Annotated in this window: 22 protein-coding genes; 9 read left to right on the top strand and 13 right to left on the bottom strand. The window is 64.3% G+C overall.

Annotated features, from left to right (window positions below; all coding sequences use genetic code 11):
* Complete coding sequence (locus IVA80_RS14405) at nucleotides 1-594, bottom strand: hypothetical protein (RefSeq protein ID WP_247430805.1); 594 nt, start codon at nucleotides 592-594, stop codon at nucleotides 1-3.
* 426 nt (nucleotides 595-1,020) lie between these two features.
* Here IVA80_RS14405 and IVA80_RS14400 point away from each other — a divergent pair, with 426 nt between their 5' ends.
* The 5 genes from IVA80_RS14400 (at nucleotide 1,021) to IVA80_RS14380 (ending at nucleotide 5,197) form a co-directional block, all read left to right on the top strand.
* The gene (locus tag IVA80_RS14400) at nucleotides 1,021-1,554 is read left to right on the top strand and encodes a hypothetical protein (RefSeq protein ID WP_247430801.1); all 534 of its coding nucleotides are present in this window, start codon (nucleotides 1,021-1,023) and stop codon (nucleotides 1,552-1,554) included.
* Between the two features lie 301 nt (nucleotides 1,555-1,855).
* Nucleotides 1,856-2,311: a Rap1a/Tai family immunity protein gene (locus IVA80_RS14395; protein ID WP_247430798.1), complete on the top strand. Its 456-nt coding sequence runs from the start codon at nucleotides 1,856-1,858 to the stop codon at nucleotides 2,309-2,311.
* Nucleotides 2,295-2,492 carry a hypothetical protein gene (locus IVA80_RS14390; RefSeq protein WP_247430794.1) on the top strand — a complete coding sequence of 66 codons (198 nt, stop codon included), beginning with the start codon at nucleotides 2,295-2,297 and terminating at the stop codon, nucleotides 2,490-2,492. Before IVA80_RS14395 ends, IVA80_RS14390 begins: the two co-directional genes overlap by 17 nt.
* A gap of 372 nt (nucleotides 2,493-2,864) precedes the next feature.
* Nucleotides 2,865-4,148, top strand: a complete 1,284-nt coding sequence (purD, locus tag IVA80_RS14385) for a phosphoribosylamine--glycine ligase (RefSeq protein ID WP_247430791.1) — start codon at nucleotides 2,865-2,867, stop codon at nucleotides 4,146-4,148.
* A 143-nt stretch (nucleotides 4,149-4,291) separates the two neighbouring features.
* Complete coding sequence (locus tag IVA80_RS14380) at nucleotides 4,292-5,197, top strand: alpha/beta hydrolase (RefSeq protein WP_247430788.1); 906 nt, start codon at nucleotides 4,292-4,294, stop codon at nucleotides 5,195-5,197.
* Here IVA80_RS14380 and IVA80_RS14375 read toward each other — a convergent pair.
* Complete coding sequence (locus tag IVA80_RS14375; RefSeq protein WP_247430785.1) at nucleotides 5,194-5,652, bottom strand: nucleoside deaminase; 459 nt, start codon at nucleotides 5,650-5,652, stop codon at nucleotides 5,194-5,196. The genes IVA80_RS14380 and IVA80_RS14375 overlap by 4 nt on opposite strands.
* 119 nt (nucleotides 5,653-5,771) lie before the next feature.
* Between IVA80_RS14375 and IVA80_RS14370 the strand changes: the two genes are divergently transcribed.
* On the top strand, nucleotides 5,772-7,892 hold the full coding sequence (locus tag IVA80_RS14370; protein WP_247430782.1) for a pseudouridine synthase: 2,121 nt from the start codon (nucleotides 5,772-5,774) through the stop codon (nucleotides 7,890-7,892).
* Nucleotides 7,893-8,033: 141 nt separating this feature from the next.
* Nucleotides 8,034-8,588, top strand: coding sequence for a 16S rRNA (guanine(966)-N(2))-methyltransferase RsmD (gene rsmD, locus IVA80_RS14365; RefSeq protein ID WP_247430778.1), 555 nt, complete (start codon nucleotides 8,034-8,036; stop codon nucleotides 8,586-8,588).
* Nucleotides 8,589-8,703: 115 nt separating this feature from the next.
* Here the strand turns inward: rsmD and mutL are convergent, their stop codons facing one another.
* Nucleotides 8,704-10,515 carry a DNA mismatch repair endonuclease MutL gene (gene mutL, locus IVA80_RS14360; RefSeq protein WP_247430775.1) on the bottom strand — a complete coding sequence of 604 codons (1,812 nt, stop codon included), beginning with the start codon at nucleotides 10,513-10,515 and terminating at the stop codon, nucleotides 8,704-8,706.
* 235 nt (nucleotides 10,516-10,750) lie between these two features.
* Here mutL and IVA80_RS14355 point away from each other — a divergent pair, with 235 nt between their 5' ends.
* A complete protein-coding gene (locus tag IVA80_RS14355) occupies nucleotides 10,751-11,068 on the top strand; it encodes a ribbon-helix-helix domain-containing protein (protein WP_247430772.1) in 318 nt (105 codons plus the stop codon).
* Between the two features lie 228 nt (nucleotides 11,069-11,296).
* Here the strand turns inward: IVA80_RS14355 and IVA80_RS14350 are convergent, their stop codons facing one another.
* The 4 genes from IVA80_RS14350 to IVA80_RS14335 are packed head-to-tail and all read right to left on the bottom strand — an operon-like array spanning nucleotide 11,297 to nucleotide 14,269.
* Nucleotides 11,297-12,865 (bottom strand): GMC family oxidoreductase, encoded by a 1,569-nt coding sequence (locus IVA80_RS14350; RefSeq protein ID WP_247430769.1) that lies wholly within the window; start codon nucleotides 12,863-12,865, stop codon nucleotides 11,297-11,299.
* Nucleotides 12,866-12,893: 28 nt separating this feature from the next.
* Entirely contained in the window at nucleotides 12,894-13,442 is a 549-nt protein-coding gene (locus IVA80_RS14345; protein WP_247430766.1) for a gluconate 2-dehydrogenase subunit 3 family protein, read from the bottom strand.
* A 44-nt stretch (nucleotides 13,443-13,486) separates the two neighbouring features.
* Nucleotides 13,487-13,882 carry a VOC family protein gene (locus IVA80_RS14340; protein WP_247430763.1) on the bottom strand — a complete coding sequence of 132 codons (396 nt, stop codon included), beginning with the start codon at nucleotides 13,880-13,882 and terminating at the stop codon, nucleotides 13,487-13,489.
* On the bottom strand, nucleotides 13,883-14,269 hold the full coding sequence (locus tag IVA80_RS14335) for a c-type cytochrome (RefSeq protein WP_247430859.1): 387 nt from the start codon (nucleotides 14,267-14,269) through the stop codon (nucleotides 13,883-13,885). It abuts the gene before it with no gap.
* 202 nt (nucleotides 14,270-14,471) lie between these two features.
* On the opposite strand from IVA80_RS14335, the gene IVA80_RS14330 reads away from it, so the two are divergent.
* Nucleotides 14,472-14,888: a hypothetical protein gene (locus IVA80_RS14330; protein WP_247430761.1), complete on the top strand. Its 417-nt coding sequence runs from the start codon at nucleotides 14,472-14,474 to the stop codon at nucleotides 14,886-14,888.
* Between the two features lie 68 nt (nucleotides 14,889-14,956).
* On the opposite strand, the gene arfB is transcribed toward IVA80_RS14330, so the two are convergent.
* From arfB to ileS, 6 genes are all read right to left on the bottom strand, one after another.
* Nucleotides 14,957-15,376, bottom strand: coding sequence for an alternative ribosome rescue aminoacyl-tRNA hydrolase ArfB (arfB, locus tag IVA80_RS14325; protein WP_247430757.1), 420 nt, complete (start codon nucleotides 15,374-15,376; stop codon nucleotides 14,957-14,959).
* 118 nt (nucleotides 15,377-15,494) lie between these two features.
* Nucleotides 15,495-16,862 (bottom strand): pitrilysin family protein, encoded by a 1,368-nt coding sequence (locus tag IVA80_RS14320; RefSeq protein ID WP_247430754.1) that lies wholly within the window; start codon nucleotides 16,860-16,862, stop codon nucleotides 15,495-15,497.
* Nucleotides 16,859-18,250 carry a pitrilysin family protein gene (locus IVA80_RS14315; protein WP_247430856.1) on the bottom strand — a complete coding sequence of 464 codons (1,392 nt, stop codon included), beginning with the start codon at nucleotides 18,248-18,250 and terminating at the stop codon, nucleotides 16,859-16,861. The genes IVA80_RS14320 and IVA80_RS14315 overlap by 4 nt, the downstream gene beginning before the upstream one ends.
* Before the next feature lie 201 nt (nucleotides 18,251-18,451).
* Complete coding sequence (locus tag IVA80_RS14310) at nucleotides 18,452-19,180, bottom strand: hypothetical protein (protein ID WP_247430853.1); 729 nt, start codon at nucleotides 19,178-19,180, stop codon at nucleotides 18,452-18,454.
* A 94-nt stretch (nucleotides 19,181-19,274) separates the two neighbouring features.
* Nucleotides 19,275-19,769 (bottom strand): signal peptidase II, encoded by a 495-nt coding sequence (gene lspA, locus IVA80_RS14305; protein WP_247430752.1) that lies wholly within the window; start codon nucleotides 19,767-19,769, stop codon nucleotides 19,275-19,277.
* A 9-nt stretch (nucleotides 19,770-19,778) separates the two neighbouring features.
* Nucleotides 19,779-22,778 (bottom strand): isoleucine--tRNA ligase, encoded by a 3,000-nt coding sequence (gene ileS / locus IVA80_RS14300; protein WP_247430748.1) that lies wholly within the window; start codon nucleotides 22,776-22,778, stop codon nucleotides 19,779-19,781.
* Nucleotides 22,779-22,780: the final 2 nt, after the last annotated feature.

The raw sequence follows: 22,780 nt of genomic DNA, 5'->3' as shown, positions 1-22,780 counted from the left end.
CTATTCGGTAATGTCCGGCTGATGATCCACATCAGTCTCCTCCTCTCCCTTCGGGTGTTGTGGACTGCTCCTTCGCTTTGCAGGGGACGGAGCCTTCCGAAGTTTAGATGCGGCGCGGGCCTTTTTGGCCGGCGCCGTTTTCTTTTTGGCCTCCTCCTTCGGCTTCTTCGCGTCAGGGTACCAAGCGGCGAGGCCCCAGGTTCCTTGCGGCAGCCGGTGGAAGACAAGCGGTTGGGTGCGCAGCAGGGCGCGCATGCCGACCATGGCGATGTCGGGCGTCTTGGATTCGAACTGATAGCCGCCCTGGACAAGAGCGTCGTAAATCTCACGGGTGTTGGCTGGACCGAGGCCCTGTGCCTTTCGCATCTCCAAGTACGCGCGCATCGCCGGCGTCTGCTTCATGCCGTAGAAGGTGTCGTCGCTGATCTGCGTCACCTTGGTGGCGTTGCTGGCGGTTGCCTCGTTGTAACGGGGAGGGTAGCCGGCCTCCTTGCACAGGTGGTTGATGGTCCGCTCCAGGTCAGCAACACCCGCTAGCGCCTCCTCGCGGCGGCGCTCCATGGCGGCTATTGCTGGGTCGAACTCAGAAGGCATCGGAAATCCGAACAGGTGACGGTGGGCGCAATCTAATTGGGTTCCCTTCTAGTCCACAAGGGCCTAGCGGAGATTTTTTCGGGGATAGGTGAAATTGGATTGTTTCGTGTACCGTGCAGGCAAATATCAGATATCACTTACTATCGAATTACCCAGCTATTACAGCCTGTTATCCGGAAAAAATGTTTCACAAAAAGTTTCACATGAAGCGAACATCGAAACGACCATCGTTGTAAAACACCGGGATAACACCGATACAAAACGTAGCGCGATCACCGCAAATCATCATCGAAAACCATCACGGCAGCGAATCGCGTGCCGATACACCGAGTTTTACAACCCGATTCGCCGAAAACTTTGCGGATATGGCCGGCGGCCCGTGCAATTAATTTCACTTCGACGGACCGACTAAACGGAGGAGGTCACTTGAGCATCGTCTATCAGCAGATGCCGGAGGGCACCGTCCTGGACGCCGTGATGCCCGATTGGGTTAAGCTCAGCATCGCGGATTGCATCATCGTGTTTGGACGTATCGAACAGAAGATGGTTGAGATTGCTTGGGACCTAGCCGGCACGACTGAGGTGAAAGATCGGGTGAAGCGCGCGCGTGTACCAGCTGCGGATAACTTCGACGAACTTCTTTCTGTGATTGAGGAAGCTGCAGGGCAGAAGTTCGATGCACTCAGAGAATCATTCACCAAGCTCGCACACGACCGCAATCTCATAGCCCATGGTCACTGGCTCATGGCTGGCGGCAAGCCGTACGTCGTGTGGCACAAGTTTTTGACGGACACCCATAGCGTGATGGGCGAATTCTTTGAAGAGCATCGCTTCCATTACTTCAAGACGTGCGGAGATAAGCTGCACGAGACGTGCAATCGGTGGCACGACATGATTACGGAAGGGCAGGGCAAGACGGCCGGAATTCTTGAGCGTATCCCCGACAGTTCACAAACCTAGCCGGCTGTGCGCACAATAGCGCGTCCTGCTCAAGCGAGCACATCACACAGGAAAGTCCGAAGTCGGAACGGTCCAAGTCATGGTTTACCCGGCACAGGCTAGCCGGTATGGGGCAAAACTACCGGGTCGGGACAAATCTACCGTGTCCAGCAATGGGGACTAGGAGAGGGCGCCAGGAGCAGCTTTGGCCGTTGTCCTTACCGCCGCCCAATCGGAAGCATCTGCACCATTGAAAAAGGCCCCCTAAGCGGGGGCTTGTGCTTGGGGAGGAGTTTCTTAGGATACTCTGACGGGGGATACCATGCGGCTATTCATTATAGCTTTTCTCGGCGCGTGCTTTTCGACTGGCGCGTACGCCGACTTCTTCGATGGCAATGACCTGCACAAGTCGTGCTTGTCGAACAACCAGCAGGCTGTCAGCTTTTACGTTGCCGGCGTCTTCGACAAAAGCAATGCCGATGTAGCGGTCACCCGATTTTACGTTCCAGCGTCAGAGGTTGAACGGAATCCAAGTCTCGGCTCGCTAGCAAACGCAATTCGCTCATTTTGTGTTGACCCTAACGTAAGCCTTGGGCAGGTGAGGGACGTCACGTGCAAGTGGCTGGTAGAAAACCCGGCGAGGAGGCATTACACGGCGGCGCTCATCGTGCAGACGGCGCTCGCTAAAAGCGTTTCCCTGCTCAAAATGAAAAAGCCCTATCTGGCGCCTTTGGTTTGCGCACAGCCTAGTCGGCCTGGCGATGGGCATCGGAGCTGAAAAAGCTCTTGTCCGGGTTCGCTTGCCCTTGCTGGAAGCCTATGTTCGCAACACCCACGATGGGCGCGGCGAGGGCGATAAAGAGTGCCATTGTCGTTTCTTCTCGTTGATTTATATCCGCCGGGGCGAAGGTTTATCGCCGCCCGAAGCTGTAGCCGAAGCAGACCGCAGCCTTCTTTGATCCGCTCGATGCTCAGGGCAAGCCCGCCCGTTATTCCCGGATCGAGGGCAGCACCAAGAGCGGCAAGACCGTCTCCTGTATGGCGTGGCTCGTTGAGCAGGCGATGCTCAAGGGAAAGCCGGGCAGGCAGTTCTGGTGGGTCGCTCCGATCTCGGGCACCGCTAAGATCGCCTTTGCTCCTCATCAAAAGTCTCTCCGCGGATAGAGACCCCTCAGCCGGCGCTTCGCGCCACCTTCTTCCACAAGGGGAGAAGGGACAGCAGCGGCTTCGCCGCGCCCCGGAATGACGGGGAATGGGAGGTCACACCCCTTGAGCCCCACCCCGATTCATGCGACCTCCGCCCCCAGCAAACCCCTCATTTCGAGCCTTCGATGCACATTCTCCTGCTTGGTTCCGGCGGCCGCGAACATGCCCTGGCGTGGAAGATCGCAGCCTCGCCCCTGGTGACCAAATTCTGGTGCGCGCCCGGCAATGCCGGCATCGCGCGCGAGGCGGAGTGCGTGGCGCTCGATGTTGCCGACCATGCCGCCGTGATCGACTTCTGCAAGACGAACGCGGTGGAGCTCGTCGTGGTCGGCCCGGAGACGCCGCTGGCGGCCGGAATTGTCGACGATCTCACCGCGGCCGGCATCAAGGCGTTCGGGCCGAACAGGATCCCCGCGCAGCTCGAAAGCTCCAAGGGCTTTACCAAGGCGCTGTGCACCGAATTCGGCATTCCCACCGGCGCCTACCAGCGCTTCACCAATTCCGATGATGCGCGCGCCTATGTGCAGAGCCAGGGCGCGCCGATCGTCGTGAAGGCCGACGGGCTCGCGGCCGGCAAGGGCGTCGTCGTCGCCAAGACCGTGCGCGAGGCGGAGGATGCCATCGCCATGATGTTCGAGGGCGCCTTTGGCGAGGCCGGCGCCGAGGTCGTGATCGAGGAGTTTCTGCCCGGCCGCGAGATCAGCTTCTTTGCGCTGTGCGACGGCGAGACCGCTATACCGCTGGCGTCCGCCCAGGACCACAAGCGCGTGTTCGACCACGATCTCGGCCCGAACACCGGCGGCATGGGCGCCTATTCGCCGACGCCGCTGGTGACGCCGGCGATCCACGACGCGATCATGGCGAAGATCATCCTGCCGACGGTTACCGGCATGAAGCAGCGCGGCACGCCGTTCCGCGGCATCCTCTACGCCGGGATCATGCTGACGACGCAGGGCCCAAAACTGTTCGAGTTCAACGTCCGCTTCGGCGATCCCGAGTGCCAGGTGCTGATGCTGCGCATGATGTCGGACATCGTGCCGGCGTTCCTGGCGTCATGTGACGGCCAGCTGAAGCATTTCGATCTGCGCTGGCATCCGGACTCCGCGCTCACCGTGGTGATGGCGGCGAAGGGATATCCCGGCGACTATCAGAAAGGCACGCGGATCGAGGGGCTCGATGACGCCGCGAAGGTCGAGACCGCCGAGATCTTCCACGCCGGCACCGTTGAGAAGGACGGCGCCATCCTCGCCAATGGCGGCCGCGTGCTCAATGTCTGCGCGCTCGGCAAGACCGTGACGGAAGCGCAAGGCCGCGCCTATCAGGCCGTCGACCGCATCAACTGGCCGGAAGGCTTCTGCCGCCGCGACATCGGCTGGCAGGCGGTGGAAGCAGAGAAGGCCAAGGGCTGACAGCGGTTTTTCGCACGCGCGATGGCGGGACGACCCGTCGGCATTCCAGGATTATTCAAGCAGGACTTGAACTTAGCTACTGTGCATGGGGTTGTTTTCGACATTTTTTGTTGAGGCGCCCCGAGTGACGAGTGGGAGGAACCATGTCCGATCTCGCCGACCTCTATCCGGGCTTTGCCTCCGAATGGATCAATACCTCCTTCGGCCGCATCTTCGCCCGGGTTGGCGGCAACGGGCCGCCGCTGCTGCTCCTGCACGGCTTTTCCGAGACGCATGTGATGTGGCACCGCGTGGCGCCCCAGCTTGCGGACAGGTTCACGCTGATCATCGCCGATCTGCCGGGCTATGGCTGGTCCGATATGCCCGAGAGCGACGCGTTGCACATCCCCTACAGCAAGCGCGCGATGGCCAAGGCCATGGTCGAGGCGATGGAGCGGCTTGGCCACGTCCACTTCGCGCTCGCCGGCCATGATCGCGGCGGCCGCGTCGCCTATCGCCTTGCGCTCGATCATCCCGGCCGGCTGTCGCGCCTGGCCGTACTCGATATCCTGCCGACCTATAATTACTGGGAGCGGATGAACCGCGCCTACGCGCTGAAGATCTATCACTGGACTTTTCTGGCGCAGCCAGCCCCGTTGCCGGAAACGCTGATCTCGAGCAATGGCGAGTTCTTCCTGCGCTTCAAGATGGCGAGCCAGACCAGGTCGAAGACGCTCGACGCCATCGACGAGCGCGCGCTCGAACATTACATAGCCCCGTTCCGCGATCCCGCCCGCGTCCATGCGATGTGCGAGGACTACCGCGCCGGCGCCTATTTCGACTACGATCTCGACAAGGCGGACTTCGACGCCGGCAAGAAGATCACCATTCCGATGCTGGCGCTGTGGGGCAATGCAGGCGTCGCGCAAGCCGCCGCCACCCCGCTCGACATCTGGAAGCAATGGGCGACGAATGTCGTCGGCATGCCGGTGGATTCAGGGCACTTCCTCACAGAGGAGAACCCCGATGTCACCGCCAAGGCGCTGCGCGAGTTCTTTGCGGCGCCTTAGCGCCGCTCCCGGAAGAAGTCCTTGAGCAGCCGCGCCGACTCGCTTTCGCCGACCCCGGAATAGACATCCGGGACGTGATGGCAGGTCGGCGAGGTGAAGAACCGCACGCCGGACTCGACCGCGCCGCCCTTGGGATCGGCGGCGCCGTAATAGAGCCGCCTCACCCTTGCAAAAGAGATCGCGCCCGCACACATGGTGCAGGGCTCCAGCGTCACGTAGAGGTCGCAGTCGACCAGGCGCTCGCTGCCGATTTTCCTGGCGGCTTCGCGTAGCGCAATGATCTCGGCATGCGCCGTGGGGTCGTAATCGGTCAGCGTCCGGTTTGCCGCGGTCGCAATGACCTCGTAATTGCGGACCACCACGCATCCGATCGGAACTTCGCCCGCCTTTCCGGCATTTTCGGCCGTTTTGAGCGCCAAATCCATGAAAGAGGGGGCTTTCAAGCCTCGTATCATCGCCAGAAACCTGCTAGTAGCTGCGCCTTCAGCAGAAGTGCTTACTGATTTTGCCGGAGCATGCGGCTCGGAACGAGCGCGCACAATGCTTTTTGGCCACCCCCTGAGTGAGATTATCCATGCCTCGCGACAGCGACAAAGACAACGATTCCCGCGGCCGGCGTAATCGAGGCCCGGCCAAAGGAGGCCGCTCTGGCAAGGCGCGCGGCCCCGAGAAGAAATTCGCCAAGCGCGGCTTCGAGGGCAAGAGCGACGGCGACAAGCGTCCGCCCCGCGGCGACCGCGACAGCCGACCGCCTCGCGCCGACCGTGGCGACCGTCCGTTCCGCCGCCGCGAGGAGGGCGATGCCCCGCGCCGCGACTTCGGCGACCGCCCGAAATTCAATCGCGACGACCGGCCTCGCCAGGAGCGCGGCGAGCGCAGCTTCAAGCCGCGCGGCGACCGTCCGTTTTCCGATCGCACGTCGCGCGATGGCGAGAAGCGGCCGTTCAAGCCGCGCGGTGATCGCCCGTCCTATGGGCGCGACGACCGTCCGCCGCGCAGTCGGGACCGCGACGATGCTCGTCCTGCCGGCCGGACCGGTGACAAGAAGTTCGGCGACAAGCGGCCCTATGCACCGCGTGGCGACCGTCCGGAGCGCAAGTTCGACGGCGAGCGGAAGTTTTCGCGGGGCGCGCCGGACCGTGGCGACCGCCCGCGGGATCGCGGCGAGCGCAGCGATTCAAAGCCCTGGCAGAAGCGCGACGCGGGACCGCGCGGCGACCGTCCGCCGCGCAAGGATTTTAGCAAGGGTCCGCGCAAGGATTTTGGCGGCAGCGACCGTGGCCAGGACAAGCCTTGGCAGAAGCGCGACGATCGGCGAGGCGGCGGTGAGGACCGTCCGCGCTTTTCGCGTTCGCGCGACGATCGTGCGTCCGGCGATCGTCCGTTCCGCGATCGGCCCAAGTTCGATCGCCCGCGCGAGGACCGTCCGAAATTTGATCGGCCCCGTCGTGACAACGATGGCGAACATGGTGGGCGCGGCGGCGACCGCCCGAAATTCGATCGTCCGCGCGAGCGCTCCGAAGGCCGTTCCGACTGGCACGAGCATCCGCGCAGCGAAGGCCGTTCTGGCGATCGTCCCCGGCGCGAAAACGAGGACGACAGCAGGATCTTCGAGAAGCGTCCGGCGTTCGGCGGCCGCGGCGCCTATCGCGAGCGCGATCGTGATTTCGATCGCCGCCCCCGGCGCGACGAAGAGCCGAAGCCGAAGAAGGCCGGCGAGCGCATCGCCAAGGTGCTGTCGCGTGCGGGGCTCGCCTCGCGCCGTGATGCCGAGGAGATGGTCACGCAGGGCCGCGTCACCGTCAACGGCCGCGTTATCAATTCGCCGGCGCTCGACATCACCTCGAACGATGTCGTCACCGTCGACGGCAAGCCGTTGCCGGAGCGCGAGCGCACGCGGCTGTTCCTCTATCACAAGCCGCGCGGCCTGATGACGACGCATGACGATCCCGAGGGGCGTCCGACCGTCTTCGACAATCTGCCCGAAGGCCTGCCGCGGCTGATCTCGATCGGGCGGCTCGACTTCAACACCGAAGGCCTGTTGCTGCTCACCAATGATGGCGGCCTCGCGCGCACACTGGAACTGCCAGATACCGGCTGGCTGCGCCGCTACCGCGTCCGCGCCCATGGTGACGTCACGCAGGCCCAGCTCGACGAGCTGAAGAACGGCATCGAGGTCGAGGGCGTCAAATACGGTCCGATCGACGCAACGCTGGAGCGCGACCAGGGCGCCAATGTCTGGCTGGTGTTCGCAATCCGCGAAGGCAAGAACCGCGAGGTGCGCAACGTCTGCGCCCATCTCGGACTCGAGGTGAACCGGCTGATCCGCGTGTCCTACGGTCCGTTCCAGCTCGGCGAGGTCCCGGAAGGCCAGGTCGAGGAGATCAAATCGCGCGTGCTGCGCGACCAGCTCGGCGACAAGATCATCGAGAAATCCGGTGCGCAGTTCGACGTCCCGCAAAAGTCCTCGTCCCGCGACGGCGACGAAGCATCGGGCGAGAACAGGCCGTCCAAGCCTGCCAGCAAGCGCGGCGTGATCAATGATCGCAAGGGCCGCCGCGTGCTGGTGCAGCGGACCGGCAGCGAAGAAGCGCGTGAGCGCAACGAGTCCGAAGCCAGCGGCTACGGCCCGCCGCGCCGTCCCAAGCGCGGCTATCACGGCAAGCGCGATCTGACGCCGCGGGATGGCGAGTAAGGACGAATGGTTCAAACGAGCCTGATGCTCTGCAACAGATCGTCATGGCCGGGCTTGACCCGGCCATCCACGTCTTGCTTGCGTTCAGGGCCGAAGAACGTGGATGCCCGGGAGAGGCCCGGGCATGACGAGGACATCTAAATGCGCGTCGTCGGCGGTCGGTTGAAGGGGCGCAATCTGGCCTCACCGTCCTCGCGCGACATCCGCCCCACGGCGGATCGCCTGCGCGAGGCCGTGTTCAACATCCTCGTGCACGCCTATGACGATCCGATCGAGGACGCGCGCGTGCTCGACCTCTTCGCCGGCACCGGCGCGCTCGGCATCGAAGCGTCGTCACGCGGCGCGAAGTTCACGCTGTTCGTCGACAACGGCGCGGAAGCGCGCGCACTGCTCCGCAACAATATCGAGTCGCTCGGCCTCGGCGGCGTGACCAAGGTCTATCGTCGCGACGCGACCGATCTCGGCCCGGCGCATCCCGTCGAGCCGTTCTCGCTGGTGTTGCTCGATCCGCCCTACGGTCAAGGCCTCGCCGAAAAGGCGCTCGTGAGCTTGCGCGACGGCGGCTGGCTCACGCCCGGCGCGCTGCTCGTGGTGGAAGAGGCGAAGGCCGCGCAGTTCGCGACGCCGGTGGGCTTTGAGGAGCTGGAGCGGCGCGCATATGACGACACGGAATTCGTGTTCTTGAAGAAGCCGTAGCTTCGCTATCGTAGGGTGGGGGCAAAGCGAAGCGTGCCCACCATGTCTTTCTCAATCATGGACAGATGGTGGGAACGGCGCTTTGCGCCTTTGTCCACCCTACGAGATCGCCGGCTCACCTCCGCCCGAACAGCTTCTCCACGTCCGACAGCTTCAGCTCGACATAGGTCGGGCGGCCGTGATTGCACTGGCCCGAGTTCGGGGTGTCCTCCATCTCGCGGAGCAGGGCGTTCATCTCCTCCGGCCGCAGCCGGCGGCCGGCGCGCACCGAGCCGTGGCAGGCCATGGTGGCGGCGACATGCATCAGGCGACGTTCGAGAGGAAGAGCCTCGTCCCATTCGGCCATGTGCTCGGCGAGATCGCGGAGCAGCCCGCCGGCATTGGCCTTGCCGAGCAGCGATGGCGTCTCGCGCACCGCGACCGCACCGGGGCCGAAGGATTCGATCGCAAGACCGAACGAGGCAAGCTCTTCGCTGCGTTCGAGCAGACGCTCCACCGTCGCCTCGTCGATCTCGACGATCTCGGGAATCAAGAGGATCTGCCGCTGCACGCCGCTTTCGGCCAGCGAGGCCTTCAGCCGCTCATAGACGATGCGCTCATGCGCGGCATGCTGGTCGACGATGATCAGGCCGTCGCGGGTCTGCGACACGATGTAGGTTTCGTGGATTTGTGTTCGCGCAGCGCCGAGCGGCCGGTCGACGAGGTCAGCCGCGGGCTGCGTCTCGATCCGAACGTCCGCACTGGGCGCACCGACATCGAATGCGGCCTGTGCGCGCTCGGCGAAGGCGGGCGCGGCCGTGCCTTCGAAGGGCTGTATCGGCGCGACTGGGGCGGATGGCGAAGCCCGCCAGTCCCAGCTCGCCGGGCGCGGCGTGAAAGCGGGCCGGAACGAGGACAATGCGCCGCCGCCGCTGTTGGCGGCCGTGCGCCGGCCCTCTCGCGCGAGACCTTCCTTTAATCCGTGCACGATCAGCGCGCGGACGAGGCCTGCATTACGAAAGCGCACCTCGGTCTTGGCCGGATGCACGTTGGCGTCGACCTCGCGCGGATCGAGCGTGACGAACAGCGCCACCACCGGATGGCGATCGCGCGGCAGATAGTCGGAATAGGCCGCGCGCACTGCGCCGAGGATCAGCTTGTCGCGCACAGGGCGGCCGTTGACGAAGAGGTATTGCCCGAGTGCGTTGGCTTTCGTCAGTGCAGGCGCTGCAGCATAGCCGGCGACGACGACGCCCTCGCGCTCGGCATGGACCTCGATGGCGTGGCCGCGAAACTCCGCCCCCAGGATATCGCCGAGCCGCGTCAGTCGTCCGGCGGTGCTGGGCAGCGCGGCGGCCCAGGTCACCGGCGCGCGTTCTTCGCCGGCCAGCGTGAAAGCGACATCGGGGCGCGCCATCGCCAGCCGCCGCACAACCTCGCGGATGGCTTCGGCCTCGGTCCGATCGGTCTTCAGGAACTTCAGCCGCGCTGGCGTCGCGTAGAAGAGGTCGTTGACCTCGACACGCGTGCCATGGGCCAGCGCTGCCGGCATGATCTCGGACTTCTCGCCGCCTTCGACCGACAGCGCCCAGGCATGCGGCGCGCTCGCGTGCCGCGTGGTGATCGACAGCCGCGCTACCGAGCCGATCGAGGGCAGCGCCTCACCGCGGAACCCGAGCGTGCGGATCTGGAGCAAGTCCTCGTTGTCGAGCTTGGACGTGGCATGGCGCTCGACCGCGAGCGCGAGGTCCTTCGCGGTCATGCCGCTGCCGTCATCGGTGATCCCGATCCGCCGCCGCCCGCCGCCATCGGTGAAGACGTCGATCCGGCTCGCGCCCGCATCGATGGCATTCTCCACGAGTTCCTTGACCACGCTCGCCGGGCGCTCGACCACCTCGCCGGCGGCGATGCGGTTGACGATCTGCTCTGGGAGCTGGCGGACGGGCATGGATTCGGCTTCAGATTCGGGATGCTATTCTATGCCGTGTTGCGTCAAAACCATCTGCTGGGCAACAGGGGCGTCGCAGGCTGGGGAAGAAGGCTACCTATCACCTTGAAGACATTAGGTGTTCGAGCACGTCGCCAATGCGCGAATTGTCCGTTCGCCGCGCTCTGGCCGGATTGTGAGGCATCGGGCACGGGTGTAGCATCGTGAAAAAATGGCAACAGGACGGGAGGACGCCATGTGCCATCTCTTCGCGCACCAGCCCCAACGCGACTACGAATCCCAGACCCGCTCGTTGCGGATCGGCGGACACTGCACCTCGATTCGGCTGGAAATGGCGTTCTGGGACACGCTGGAGGAGATCGCTGCCAGGGAGAACATGAGCGTCGGCAAGTTCCTGACCACGCTCTACAACGAGGTGCTCGACCATCACGGCGAGGTCAATAATTTCGCCTCGCTGCTGCGCTGCTCCTGCCTGATCTACCGTTCCCGGAACCTCGCGCCGGTGCAGGACTTCAAGGCAACCGTCGCGCCCATTCTCGACGCGGCGGAATAGCTGCCACAGCGCCAGCCTGCTTCCGCATTCTCGATCTCGTCCTGCCGAACGCGCTCGGCCTGCATGCTTCGAGACGCCCGCTTTGGCAGGCTCCTCACCGTGAGGGTCTGGTATCTCGCCGCAAAACGCGACCTCATCCTGAGGGCCCGCCGAGGCGGGCGTCTCGAAGGATGGCCGCAAGGCAACTCCCCGCCACGTTTTTCCATGCGGACGCGATGGCGTTCGTCCTCAGATCTCCTTCTTCTGCATCGCGCCGGCAATGTGATCCGCCTGCCGGATCGCGAGCGCGACGATGGTCAGGGTCGGGTTGCAGGCCGCCCCGCTGGTGAACTGGCTGCCGTCCGAGACGAACAGGTTCTTAACGTCGTGGCTCTGCCCGAACTTGTTGACCACGCCATCCCGCGGCTTCTCGCTCATCCGGTTGGTGCCGAGATTGTGGGTGCTCGGATAGGGCGGTGTCGGATAGGTCACGGTGGCGCCGACGGAGTCATAGACCGCGGCGCCTTGCTTGTAGGCGTGCGCGCGCATCGCGACGTCGTTGGGATGATCGTCGAAATGGACGCTCGCGACCGCCTGGCCGAACTTGTCCTTCACGACAGGATCAAGCGTGATGCGGTTGGTCTCCTGCGCCATGTCCTCGCCGACCAGCCACATGCCGGCCATTCGCGGATAGCCGTCGAGCGCCGCGGTGAACGGACGTCCCCAGGCGCCGGGATTGAGGAACGCCGCCATGAAGGGCAGGCCGATCGACAGCGTCTCCATCTCGTAGCCGCCGACGAAGCCGCGCTTCGGGTCGTTGGTTGCCTCGTCGCGAATGATCCCGGCCATGGTGGTGCCGCGATACATGTGTACCGACTTCTCGAACACGGCGTAGACGCTGCCGGTCATGTGCCGCATGTAATTGCGGCCGACCTGACCGCTTGAGTTGGCGAGGCCATCGGGGAACATGCTCGAAGCGCTGTTGAGCAGCAGCCGCGGGCTCTCGATGGAATTGCCGGCCACCGCGACGATGCGCGCCTTCTGGCGCTGCATCGCGCCGGTCTCGTCGGCGTAGACCACGCCGGTGACCTTGCCGCCGGCATCGTGCTCGATCTTGACCGCCATGCTGCTCGGCCGTACCTCGAGGTTGCCGGTCGCCTCGCCCTTGGGGATTTCGGTGTAGAGCGTTGACCATTTCGCGCCGGATTTGCAGCCCTGGAAGCAGAAACCGATCTGCTGGCACGATCCACGTCCGTCGCGCGGCTGGCTGTTGATTGCCATGTTGCCGGTGTGCACGGTCTTGTAGCCGAGCTTCTTTGCGCCGGCCTCGAGCACCTTGAAGTTGTTGTTGCCGGGAAGTCCGGGAATACCGTTGGTGCGGGTCACGCCCATCTTGTTCTCGGCCTTGGCGTACCATGGCTCCATCTCCGCCAGCGTGACCGGCCAGTCCAGGAGGTTCGCGCCGGGAATGTTGCCATAGGTACGCTTGACCTTGAATTCATGCTCGTCGAAGCGGAGCGAGGCGCCGGCCCAATGCACCGTCGAGCCGCCGACCGCCTTGACGATCCAGGCGGGAAGGCCCGAAAAATCCTTGGCGACGCGCCATGTCCCCGACGTGGTGCGAGCATCGGCCCAGGCAAGCTGCGAGAAGCTCTCCCACTCGTCATTGATGAAGTCGTGGTTCTCGATGCGGGGACCTGCTTCGAGGATGACCACCTTGACGCCCTTCTGCGCGAGCTCGTTGCCCAGCGTGCCGCCGCCGGCACCGGAGCCGACGATCACCACAACGCTGGAGTCGTTCAGATCGAATTTTGCCATATGCGTTCTCCTGAACCGTTGGTGAGCCTTAAGCCTTCGGCAGCCAGTCGATATCGGCAAAGCCGCGGTTGATGTAGCCGCCATGCTCGGCGGAGGAGCCTTCGTAGCCGAACCGCGGCCAGACCTCTTTCTGGTTGTAGAGCGACACGATCAGATCGCCGCGCACCTTCTGGAAGAAGTCGCTCTGCTCGATCTCCTTCAGCAGCACAACGCGGTCGGCCTCCCAGGGCACTTCGGCGTAAGCCATCTTGTGGCGATCGCGCGCGTTCTGATCGAGCCGCGTAATGCCCTCGCTGATCAGCGACTTGACGGCGGGGTCCTTGGCCGCCTTGCCGTCCCACGGCTTGATGGCGGTGATGTAGTAGCTGTCGCCGAGGACGTCGTGCGGATAGATGTCGCGCGCGACCTTCAGCAGCGTCTTCATCATCGCGGGCGAAAGCGTGCTGGCATCATCGGCCCAGGCGCCCTCGATGCTGCCGGCGAGGCCGGTGGCAACTGCCGCGACCGGCATGGCGGTCGCCGCGCCCTTGAGAAAGACGCGGCGGCTGTGCTTGCTTCGACGATCGACTTCTCTCATGGCATTTCCTCCTTCGATTTTCGTGATTTGATTTTTTTATTTGATTAGTTGAAACGTCCGCCGCGCTGGATCACCTCGATCTTGTAGCCATCGGGATCGCTGACGAAGAAGAATCGCGCCAGCGTTTTGCCGTCGTGCCTGAAGTCGCGCAGCGGTCCCGGTGCGAGCTTCTCGCGCTCGAAGCGGGCATGTTCGGCATCGAGATCCTCGACCACCACGGCGATATGTCCATAGCCATCGCCGAGCTGGTACGGCTCCTCGCGATCGAAATTCACCGTCAGCTCCACTTCGAAAGGTGAGGAGGGGTGACGCAGATAGATCAGAGCAAAGTCCGGAAACTTCAGATGGTCGGCGACCTCTAAGCCGAAGGCGCGCTTGTAGAAGTCCAGCGAGCGGGCCTCGTCGAGCACGCGGATCATGGAATGCACTGGCTTCGCCATTCAGTTCAGCTCCTTCAAGTAGGCAATGATGGCCGCGCGCGTCTCGGGCTTCGCCTGCCGATAGGCCATGACCACGCCGGGAATGACGGCTTGCGGGTTGGTCAGCCAGGCATCGAGCCTTGCGTCGTCCCAGACGAAGTCCGCATTCGCCAAGCCTTCTGAATAGTGAAAACCGTCGACCTTGCCGGCGGGCCCGCCCACGGTCTTGACCAGCGGGGGACCTTGCCGCGCCGGTTCTGACAGGCTCGTGGTGTGGCACACCGCGCATTGCTGCTTGAAGAGCGTCGCGCCATTCGGCGGCTTTGCGGCCGGCAACGGCATTTGCGCGTCCGCAACCCGCACCACCAGCACCATTGCGGTGCACAATCCCAGCCCGACCGCGCGCATCGCCAAGAGCCCGACCATCCACGTCAATTTCAGCGTGCGCAAACTCTAGGCGGCGTCAGACGGACGGTGGTAGTAGCGGGCTGTTTCGCTGCGAGCGGAGGTCATCGCCGGTTGCGCATGTTCCGCGCCGCCGCATATGAGGAGCACAATTCCGCGAAACCGCCGTCAAATCCCTAAACGATCACCACACGATCCGGGTTGCATGACGACCGCGCCGCTTGAACTCTCTACGCGATGCAATGACCCGGTGCAGGCGAGCGGCGCAGCGAGCAGCCGAGCCATTCATCGCGAAAAAATCCAGGAGAAATGGATGAAGTTGGTGAAGACCTCGATGATCGCATGCGCTCTCTCGGCTCTCATTGCCGCGCCCGTTCTCGCGCAGGGTGCACCACCCGATGCCAAGACGCGCGGTACCGTGCAAGGCAAACCCATGCAAGGCGGCACGATGGGCAGCGGGGATGAAGATCTCAGCGCGCAGCCGGGCGCTGCCGGCGAGAAGACGGGCATGAAGTCGACCAAAGGCACCAAGGGCACGGCCGGCACCACCGGTAGCGCTGCGCATAAGGGAACCGCCGACGATTCCACGACGGGCGGTGCGGCCCCAGCCAAGCGTTACTAGTCCCACCGGGTGAAGCAAGCAGACTCCGGTCGCCCTGCGGCCGGAGTTTTTTGACTGGGTCTGCCTTGCTAGTCGTCGAAGCGCCCGCCGCCTCGCCCTGCCTTGACGTCGCTGCGGCGCTTCTTGCCTTCGAGCCGGCGCTGCTTGGAGGCGAAGGTCGGCCGCGTCGCGCGCCGCGGTGTCGGCCGCACCATGGCCTGGCGCAGAATCTCGACGAGCCGGTCGATGGCGTCCTGCCGGTTGCGCTCCTGGGTGCGGAAGCGCTGCGCCTGGATCACGATCACGCCGTCCTTGGTCATGCGCTGTCCCGCAAGCCGGGCAAGGCGCAAGCTGGCATCCTCCGGCAGGGTCAGCTTGCGCGTATCGAAGCGCAGCTGAGCCGACGTCGCGACCTTGTTGACGTTCTGGCCTCCGGGACCGGAGGCGCGGACAAAGCCGATCTCGATGTCGTCCTCGTTGATGACAAGATCGCGGGATATCCGCAGCATGGTGGCACCATTCCTGATGTCCGGACATACCGCGGACACCAGCCTTCAGCAATGGCGCATCATGGCAGACGCAAATGGCCGGACCAGCCCGGCCATTTCAGGAAACGTACAGAAGAAGTCAGTTCGACTTCGTCGCCGGCGCTGCTACGGGCTGTGCGGCGGCCTGCGGCGCGCGGCCGACGACGACGGTCAGCAGCCCCTGGCCCCAGAGGCGCTTGGCGGCCGCCTTGGCGTCGTCCAGAGATACGGCGTCGACGATGCCGTTGCGCTTCTCGATATAGTCGATCGGGAGCTTGTCCTGCTGGTATTGCAGCAGCGCCTGCGCGAGCTTCGAGGAGGTATCCAGCGCCAGCATCTGCGAGCCCTTGAGGTAGGACTTGGCCTCGTCGAGCTCCTTCTGCGTCGGGCCCTCGTCGGCGATGCGGCGCACTTCCTTGTCGATGGCGTCGGTGGTGTCGCCGGCGCGGTCGGCGCGCGTGCCGGTGTTGCCGATGAAGACCGCCGAATGTTCCATCCACAGCAGGGACTCGAACACCGAATAGGCCAGCCCGCGCTTCTCGCGGACCTCGCGATAGAGCCGCGAGGACAATCCGCCGCCGCCGAGGATGTGGTTGACGATATAGGCGGCCATGAAGTTCGGATCGCTGCGCTTCACGCCGGGGCCGCCGAAGGTGATCACGGTCTGCGGCACGTCGAGCGGCACGAAGGCGCGCTGCGGTGGTTTTGCGGCCTCGACGTCGGCGACCGGCGTGAGGTTGGCCTTGGCGGGCAGGGCGCCAAACGTGTGATCGAGCAGCTTGCCGAGGGTCTCCGAATCGACGTCGCCGACGACCGCGATCTTCAGTCCATCCTTTGCGAGCACCCGGGCGACATAGTCCTTCAGGTCGTTGACCGTGATGGTCGGCACGCTGTCGAGGTTGCCGTTGGTCTGCCGGCCATAGGGATGATCTCCGAAGGCGACCTCCAGGAATTTGCGGCTCGCCAGTGAGGTCGGGTTGGTGGTCTCGCGGCGTAGGCCCGAGACGACCTGTGAGCGGATGCGTTCGACATCGGCGGCGTCGAAATGCGGCGAGGTCAGCGCGCTCCTGAGCAGGTCGAAGGCTTCGTCCTTGTTGTCGCGCAGCATCCGCAGGCTGCCGCGGAACGTATCGCGGGTGGCGCTGAAGGAGAGCTCGATGGCGCGGCGGTCGAGCCGCTCATGGAAGGTTTTGGAGTCGAGATCGCCGGAGCCTTCGTCGAGGAGATCGCCGACCAGATTGGCCACGCCGGATTTGTCCTTGGGATCCTGCGCCGAGCCGCCGGCAAAGGAATACTCCATGGCAATCAGCGGTACGGTCGCATCCTGTACGAACCAGGCCTCGAAGCCGCCCGGCGAAATCAGGTGCTGGATTTTTGCAGCCGCCTGTGATGGCGAGACCGTCGCCAGCGCGAGTGCCGCGCCAGTGGCAAGGGAGAATGCAAAGCGTCGAAAGAAAAGATAGGTCACGAACGCTTCTCCTCGCGCTTGGCGGCACCGGTGTCCTTGATCAGATAGCCCGTCACCGAGCGCTTCTTCTCAAGCCATTTCTGCGCAACGGTGCGGATCTGCTCGGCGGTGACCGCGCGAATGCGGTCCGGCCAGCTCCTGATGTCCTCGATCGACAGACCCGTGGTCAGCGCGCCGCCATACCAGCGCGCCAGCACCGCCTGGTTATCCTGGGCATAGATCGCTTCCGCAATGAGCTGGGTCTTCACGCGCTCCAGGTCTTCGGCGCGAATGGGGTTCTGCGCGACGTCGGCAATGACGCCGTCGATCACCTGCTCGACGTCTGCGAAGCTGACGCCGGGCTTCGGCGAGGCCGTCACCGCAAACTGGGTCGGATCCAGCGAGATGCTGGAATAGCTGGCGCTGGCGGAAACGGCGAGCTGCTTGTCGACGACGAGGGCGCGGTAGAGATAGGAGTTGCTGCCGCTGCCCATCAATTGCGCGAGCGCGTCGAGGGCTGCGCTCTCGCCGGCCGCCGCCGTGGTTGCCGAGGGCACGAGGTAATAGCGGCGCAGGCTCGGCTGCTCGACGCGCGGATCCGATAGCGTGACGGTGCGCGGTGCGGCCGGGTCAGGCTCCTGCGGACGGACGCGGCGCGCCGGGATCGCGGGCTGGGCCGGAATGGAGCCGAAATTGCGCTCTACCAGCGGGCGCACGTCGGCGGCCTCGACGTCGCCGGCGATCACCAGGATCGCGTTGTTCGGCGCGTAGAAGCGGCGGTAGAAGGCGAGCGCGTCCTCTCGATTGAGCTTCTCGATCTCCTGGTGCCAGCCGATGACCGGCCGGCCATAGGGATGGTTGAGATAGAGCGCGGCCATGATCTGCTCGTTCAGGCGTGCGTCAGGGCTGTTGGCGACGCGCATGTTGTACTCTTCGAGCACCACGTCGCGTTCGGGCAGCACGTTCTCGTCCTTGAGGATCAGGCCGGTCATGCGGTCGGCCTCGAACTCCATCATGGTCGGCAACTGCTCGCGCGGCACGCGCTGGTAATAGTTGGTGTAGTCGACCGAGGTCGAGGCGTTCTCGTTGCCGCCGACGCGGAGCACGGTCTGGGAGAATTCGCCGACCGGATGCTTCGAGGTGCCCTTGAACATCAGGTGCTCGAGGAAGTGCGCGAGCCCGGACTTGCCCGGCGTCTCGTCGGCCGAGCCGACCTTGTACCAGATCATCTCGGTGACAACGGGGGTACGGTGATCGGGGATCACCACGACCTGCATGCCGTTGCTGAGCGTGAAGCTGGCGGGTGGCGCCGATGTTACCGTGGTCTGGGCGAGGGCCGTGCCGGCCGTCAGGACACCCGTCGAAAGCAGCGCGGCAAGGAGGCAGGCAGCCGATCGGTGAGAGGACATCATGATCCTTATGAAGGGCCGAGCCCGGATGTCCGGCTCGGAGGCACGGCATGCTACACCGCGCGGCTGAGGCTTCGCGTCACGAAGCAGAGAACCAAGCTCGTAGGCAAGTTACTGATAAGCAATTTGCAGACCGCGTCCGGCGTGCAGAAACCGCCGGTGCCAGGTTCGCGCCTGTCGGAATGTCGCGGTGGCGAGGCGCTATTGTTCCTTATCCTTGCCCGACATGATGTCGAAATAGGTCCGGCGCGACTTATCCGGCCCGGCACCATAGGCGTAGTTCGGCGACGGCGTCTGGTATCCCGGCGGCGGCTCGACCAGCGACGAGCGCGGCGGCTCGGTCGTGAACTGCTTCTCTTCGGAGCTGTTGCCGCCCTTCATCATGTTCCACAGGCCGCCGCTGAAACCGAGTTGGGCGGGGCTGAGCGACGGGTTGGCGTTGGTGCCAGGCTGAATGGGATCGTTGCTCGTACGCTCGGGGGCGGCCGTCTTGCCGGCGTTCATCTCGGCGGGTGTCAGCGGCTGGGCGGCCTGCCAGTTCTCCGTCGCCTTGGTGACCTTCTTCCGCGCGGCGATGGCCTCCTTGCGGCGCTTCTCCTCGGGATCCTTGGGCCAGTTCGGCGCATTCTTGGCCTGGGTCGCGGGCGGCGGCAGGTCGAGCTTGGGCGGCACCACCAGCGGCGAGCGCTCGCGGTATTCGATGCCGGGCTTTTCCATGCTCTTGGCGCCGATGCCGGACATCAGATTGTCGATGAGCTTCTCTTCGAAGGTCATGTCGTCGTCATCGGCATCGTCGCCGTCACCGGCGCGGGCAGCGCCTGCCGACATCACGAGACCGATGCCGAGTGCGACAGCGGACAATTTCAACGCCCGCCAAAACCCCCCTTTGGGGTCTCGACCCATCGAACCGCTGGTCTCGGAGCTGCGCATCACTGTACCTGTTCCAAATTGTGGCAGATGGCCGCTCGCGCGCGGCCGACCCTCGCAAAGCAGGGTTCCGCCCGCCGGTTCGTATCTGCCGGGATCAGGGCGCTTTTGCGGCGGGTACCCCCAGGAAGGAATCATACAATAGCGCCGCCACCCCAGCAACGATGGCCACGTCCGCCAGGTTGAAGACGTACCAATTATAGGTATTTCCGCCGATCTCGGCATGAAACAGAGCGAAATCGACCACCGCGCCATAGGCGAAGCGGTCGATGCCGTTGCCGATGGCGCCCCCGATGATCAGCCCGAGCGCGACGGTCGCAAGGAGGGTGTGCGAGCGGGCCATCCAGATCGCCAGCGCGACCACCGCAATGACCTTGACGGCCATCAGCGCGATCTGCGCCGCCTGGCCGTCGTTCTGGAGCCAGCCGAAGCTGATGCCGATGTTCCAGGCCAGCACCAGATCGAAGAATGGCGTCACCCTCACCACGCCGCGATGGGCGAGGTCGAACACGTTCAGCAGCCAGAGCTTAGAGGCCTGATCGGCCACCAGCGTGACCACGGCCGAGAGGATGCCGGCGCGGAGCGGGGTCATGGCCGGGGATCAGACCCCCACTCCCAGCGCCTTCCATTCGCGCAGCGCCTTGGCATCGCGCGGGGTGACGTCGGGGTATTCAGGGTCTTCACCGACCGTCGGCGAGATCTTCCAGGAGCGGGCGCACTTCGTGCCGACCGCCTTCTCGACCACGACGGCGACGCCGGGCACGGCATCGAGACGGAATGCATTGGCCGGCGCCTCACCCTCGCGCACCTCATAGTTCGAGGTGATGCAGATTTCGGCGAGGTCGGTGTCGAACAGCGTGGCCAGCATGTCTCGGTCGGCGACGTAGATCACGGGCGAAGCCTCCAGCGAGGAGCCGATGTTCTTGGCGGCGCGTTCGAGTTCCAGCGCACCGGTGACGACGCGGCGGACGTTGCGGATCGTCTCCCACTTCGCGGCGAGCTTGTCGTCGCGGAGCTTCTCAATATCCTTCGGGAACTGCGTGAGATGCACCGAGGGCTCACCCTCGGGCCTGTACATCTGCCAGGCCTCCTCCGCAGTGAAGCTCAGGACCGGCGCCAGCCATTTCAGGATCGCGTTGCACAACAGGTCGATCGTGGTCAGGGCCGCCTTGCGCGCCGGCGAGGACGGCGGATCGCAATAGAGCGTGTCTTTGCGGATGTCGAAATAGAATGCCGACAACTCGCTGTTGAGGAACGCCGACAGGGTCGCGACCACCGTCTTGTAGTCGAACTCCTGATAGGCCTTGCGGATCACGTCTGCGCGCACTGCGAGCTCGTGCAGCATCAGCCGTTCGAGCTCCGGCATGTCGACGGGCGCGACCGCGTCGGCCGGCTTGTAGTGATACAGCGTGCCGAGCATCCAGCGCACGGTGTTGCGCAGCTTGCGATAGGTCTCGACCGTGTTCTTCAGGATTTCCGGGCCGATGCGCTGGTCGTCGGTGTAGTCGCAGGCGGCGACCCAGAGCCGCAAAATGTCGGCGCCGGATTCCTTGATGACCGATTGCGGCGCGATGGTGTTGCCGAGCGACTTCGCCATCTTGCGACCGTGCTCGTCCTGGGTAAAGCCATGGGTCAGCACGATGTCGTAGGGCGCGCGTCCCCGCGTGCCGCAGCTTTCCAGCAGCGAGGAGTGGAACCAGCCGCGGTGCTGGTCCGATCCTTCCAGATACATCACTGTGTCTTTGCCGCCGTCGACCTTGCGCTTGATGCCGGCGAGGCCGGGGAAGTGCACCGGATCTTCGAGCACGAAAGCGTGCGTCGAACCGGAATCGAACCAGACGTCGAGGATGTCGTCGACCTTCTGCCAGTCCTCATTCGCACGCGCGCCGAGGAATCGCTCGCGCGCGCCTTGCGCGTACCAGGCGTCGGCGCCTTCGGTCTCGAAGGCTTCGCCAATGCGCGTGTTGACGGCCTCGTCCTGGAGGATCTCGGCGGAGCCGTCACCCTTCTCGCGGACGAACACGGCGATCGGCACGCCCCAGGCTCGCTGGCGCGAGATCACCCAGTCGGGGCGCGATTCGATCATGCCGTTGATGCGGTTCTCGCCCGACGGCGGCACCCATTGCGTCACCGAGATCGCGTGCAGCGCGCGGCCGCGCAGCGTGTCGCCGCTCTTCGTCTTGCCACCCGTCGCGATGTCCTTGTCCATCGCGATGAACCATTGCGGCGTGTTGCGGAAGATCACCGGCTTCTTGGAGCGCCAGGAATGCGGATATTGATGCTTGAGCCGGCCGCGTGCGAGCAGCATGCCTCTTTCGACGAGCGCCTTGATCACGGACTCGTTGGCATCGCCCTTCTCGCCCTTGTCGTTGATGACGCGCTTGCCGGCGAAGCCGGGGGCGTGATCGGTATAGGCGCCGTTCTCGTCAACGGTGTAGGGGATCGCCGTGTTGATGCCGCGCGCATCGAGCTCGCGCGCCTGCGCCATCCAGGCGTCGAAGTCCTCGCGGCCATGGCCGGGCGCCGTGTGCACGAACCCGGTGCCGGTGTCGTCGGTGACGTGGTCGCCAGGCAGCAGCGGCACGATGAACTCGTAGCCGCCGGCAAGGCCCTTCAGCGGATGGGCGCATTCGATCGCGTCCATGGTGTCGCCGGGGACGTCGCGCACCTTCTCATGGGCCGTCACGCGCGCCTGCTTGAAGACTTCTTCAGCGAGCGCGTCGGCGAGGATCAGGAGATCGCCGGTCTTGGCCCAATTGTCAGCGGGCGCGTCCGTCACCTTGTACAGGCCGTAGGCGATCTTCGGCGAGAACGAGATGGCGCGGTTGCCGGGCAGAGTCCAGGGCGTGGTGGTCCAGATCACGACGTTTGCGGAGGCAAGTGCGCCGTGCGCGGGCGACGTGACCGGGAATTTCACCCACACCGTATCGGACGTGTAGTCCTCGTATTCCACCTCGGCCTCGGCCAGCGCGGTCTTCTCGACCACGCTCCACATCACTGGCTTTGAGCCGCGATAGAGCGTGCCGTTGGCGGCGAATTTCATCAGTTCGCGTGCGATCTGGGCTTCGGCTGGATAGCTCATGGTGGCGTAGGGATGATCCCAATCGCCGATCACGCCCAGGCGCTTGAACTCCTCGCGCTGCACGCCGAGCCAGTGGGTCGCATAGGCGCGGCATTCCCGGCGGAAATCGATCATCGCGACGCTGTCGCGGAAGTCCGGCTTCTGCTTGCCCTTCTTGCGATAGTGCTCCTCCTCGACCTTCCATTCGATCGGCAGGCCGTGGCAGTCCCAGCCCGGCACGTAGTTGGAATCGAAGCCGAGCATCTGCTGGCTCTTGGTGACGAGATCCTTGAGGATCTTGTTCAGCGCGGTGCCGATATGGATGTTGCCGTTGGCATAGGGCGGGCCGTCATGCAGCACGAACTTGTCGCGGCCCTTCGCGTTTTCGCGCAGCTTCTCGTAGAGGCCGATCTCGTACCAGCGCTTGAGGATCTCCGGCTCGCGCTGCGGCAGGCCGGCGCGCATCGGGAATTCGGTCTGCGGCAAATAAAGGGTCTTCGAATAGTCTTTGGCGTCGGACTTTTGCGGCTTTTCGGACATGA

This window comes from Bradyrhizobium sp. 139, assembly GCF_023074175.1.
Taxonomy (GTDB): Bacteria; Pseudomonadota; Alphaproteobacteria; order Rhizobiales; family Xanthobacteraceae; genus Bradyrhizobium.
This window is presented reverse-complemented; position numbering and strand designations above follow the sequence as displayed.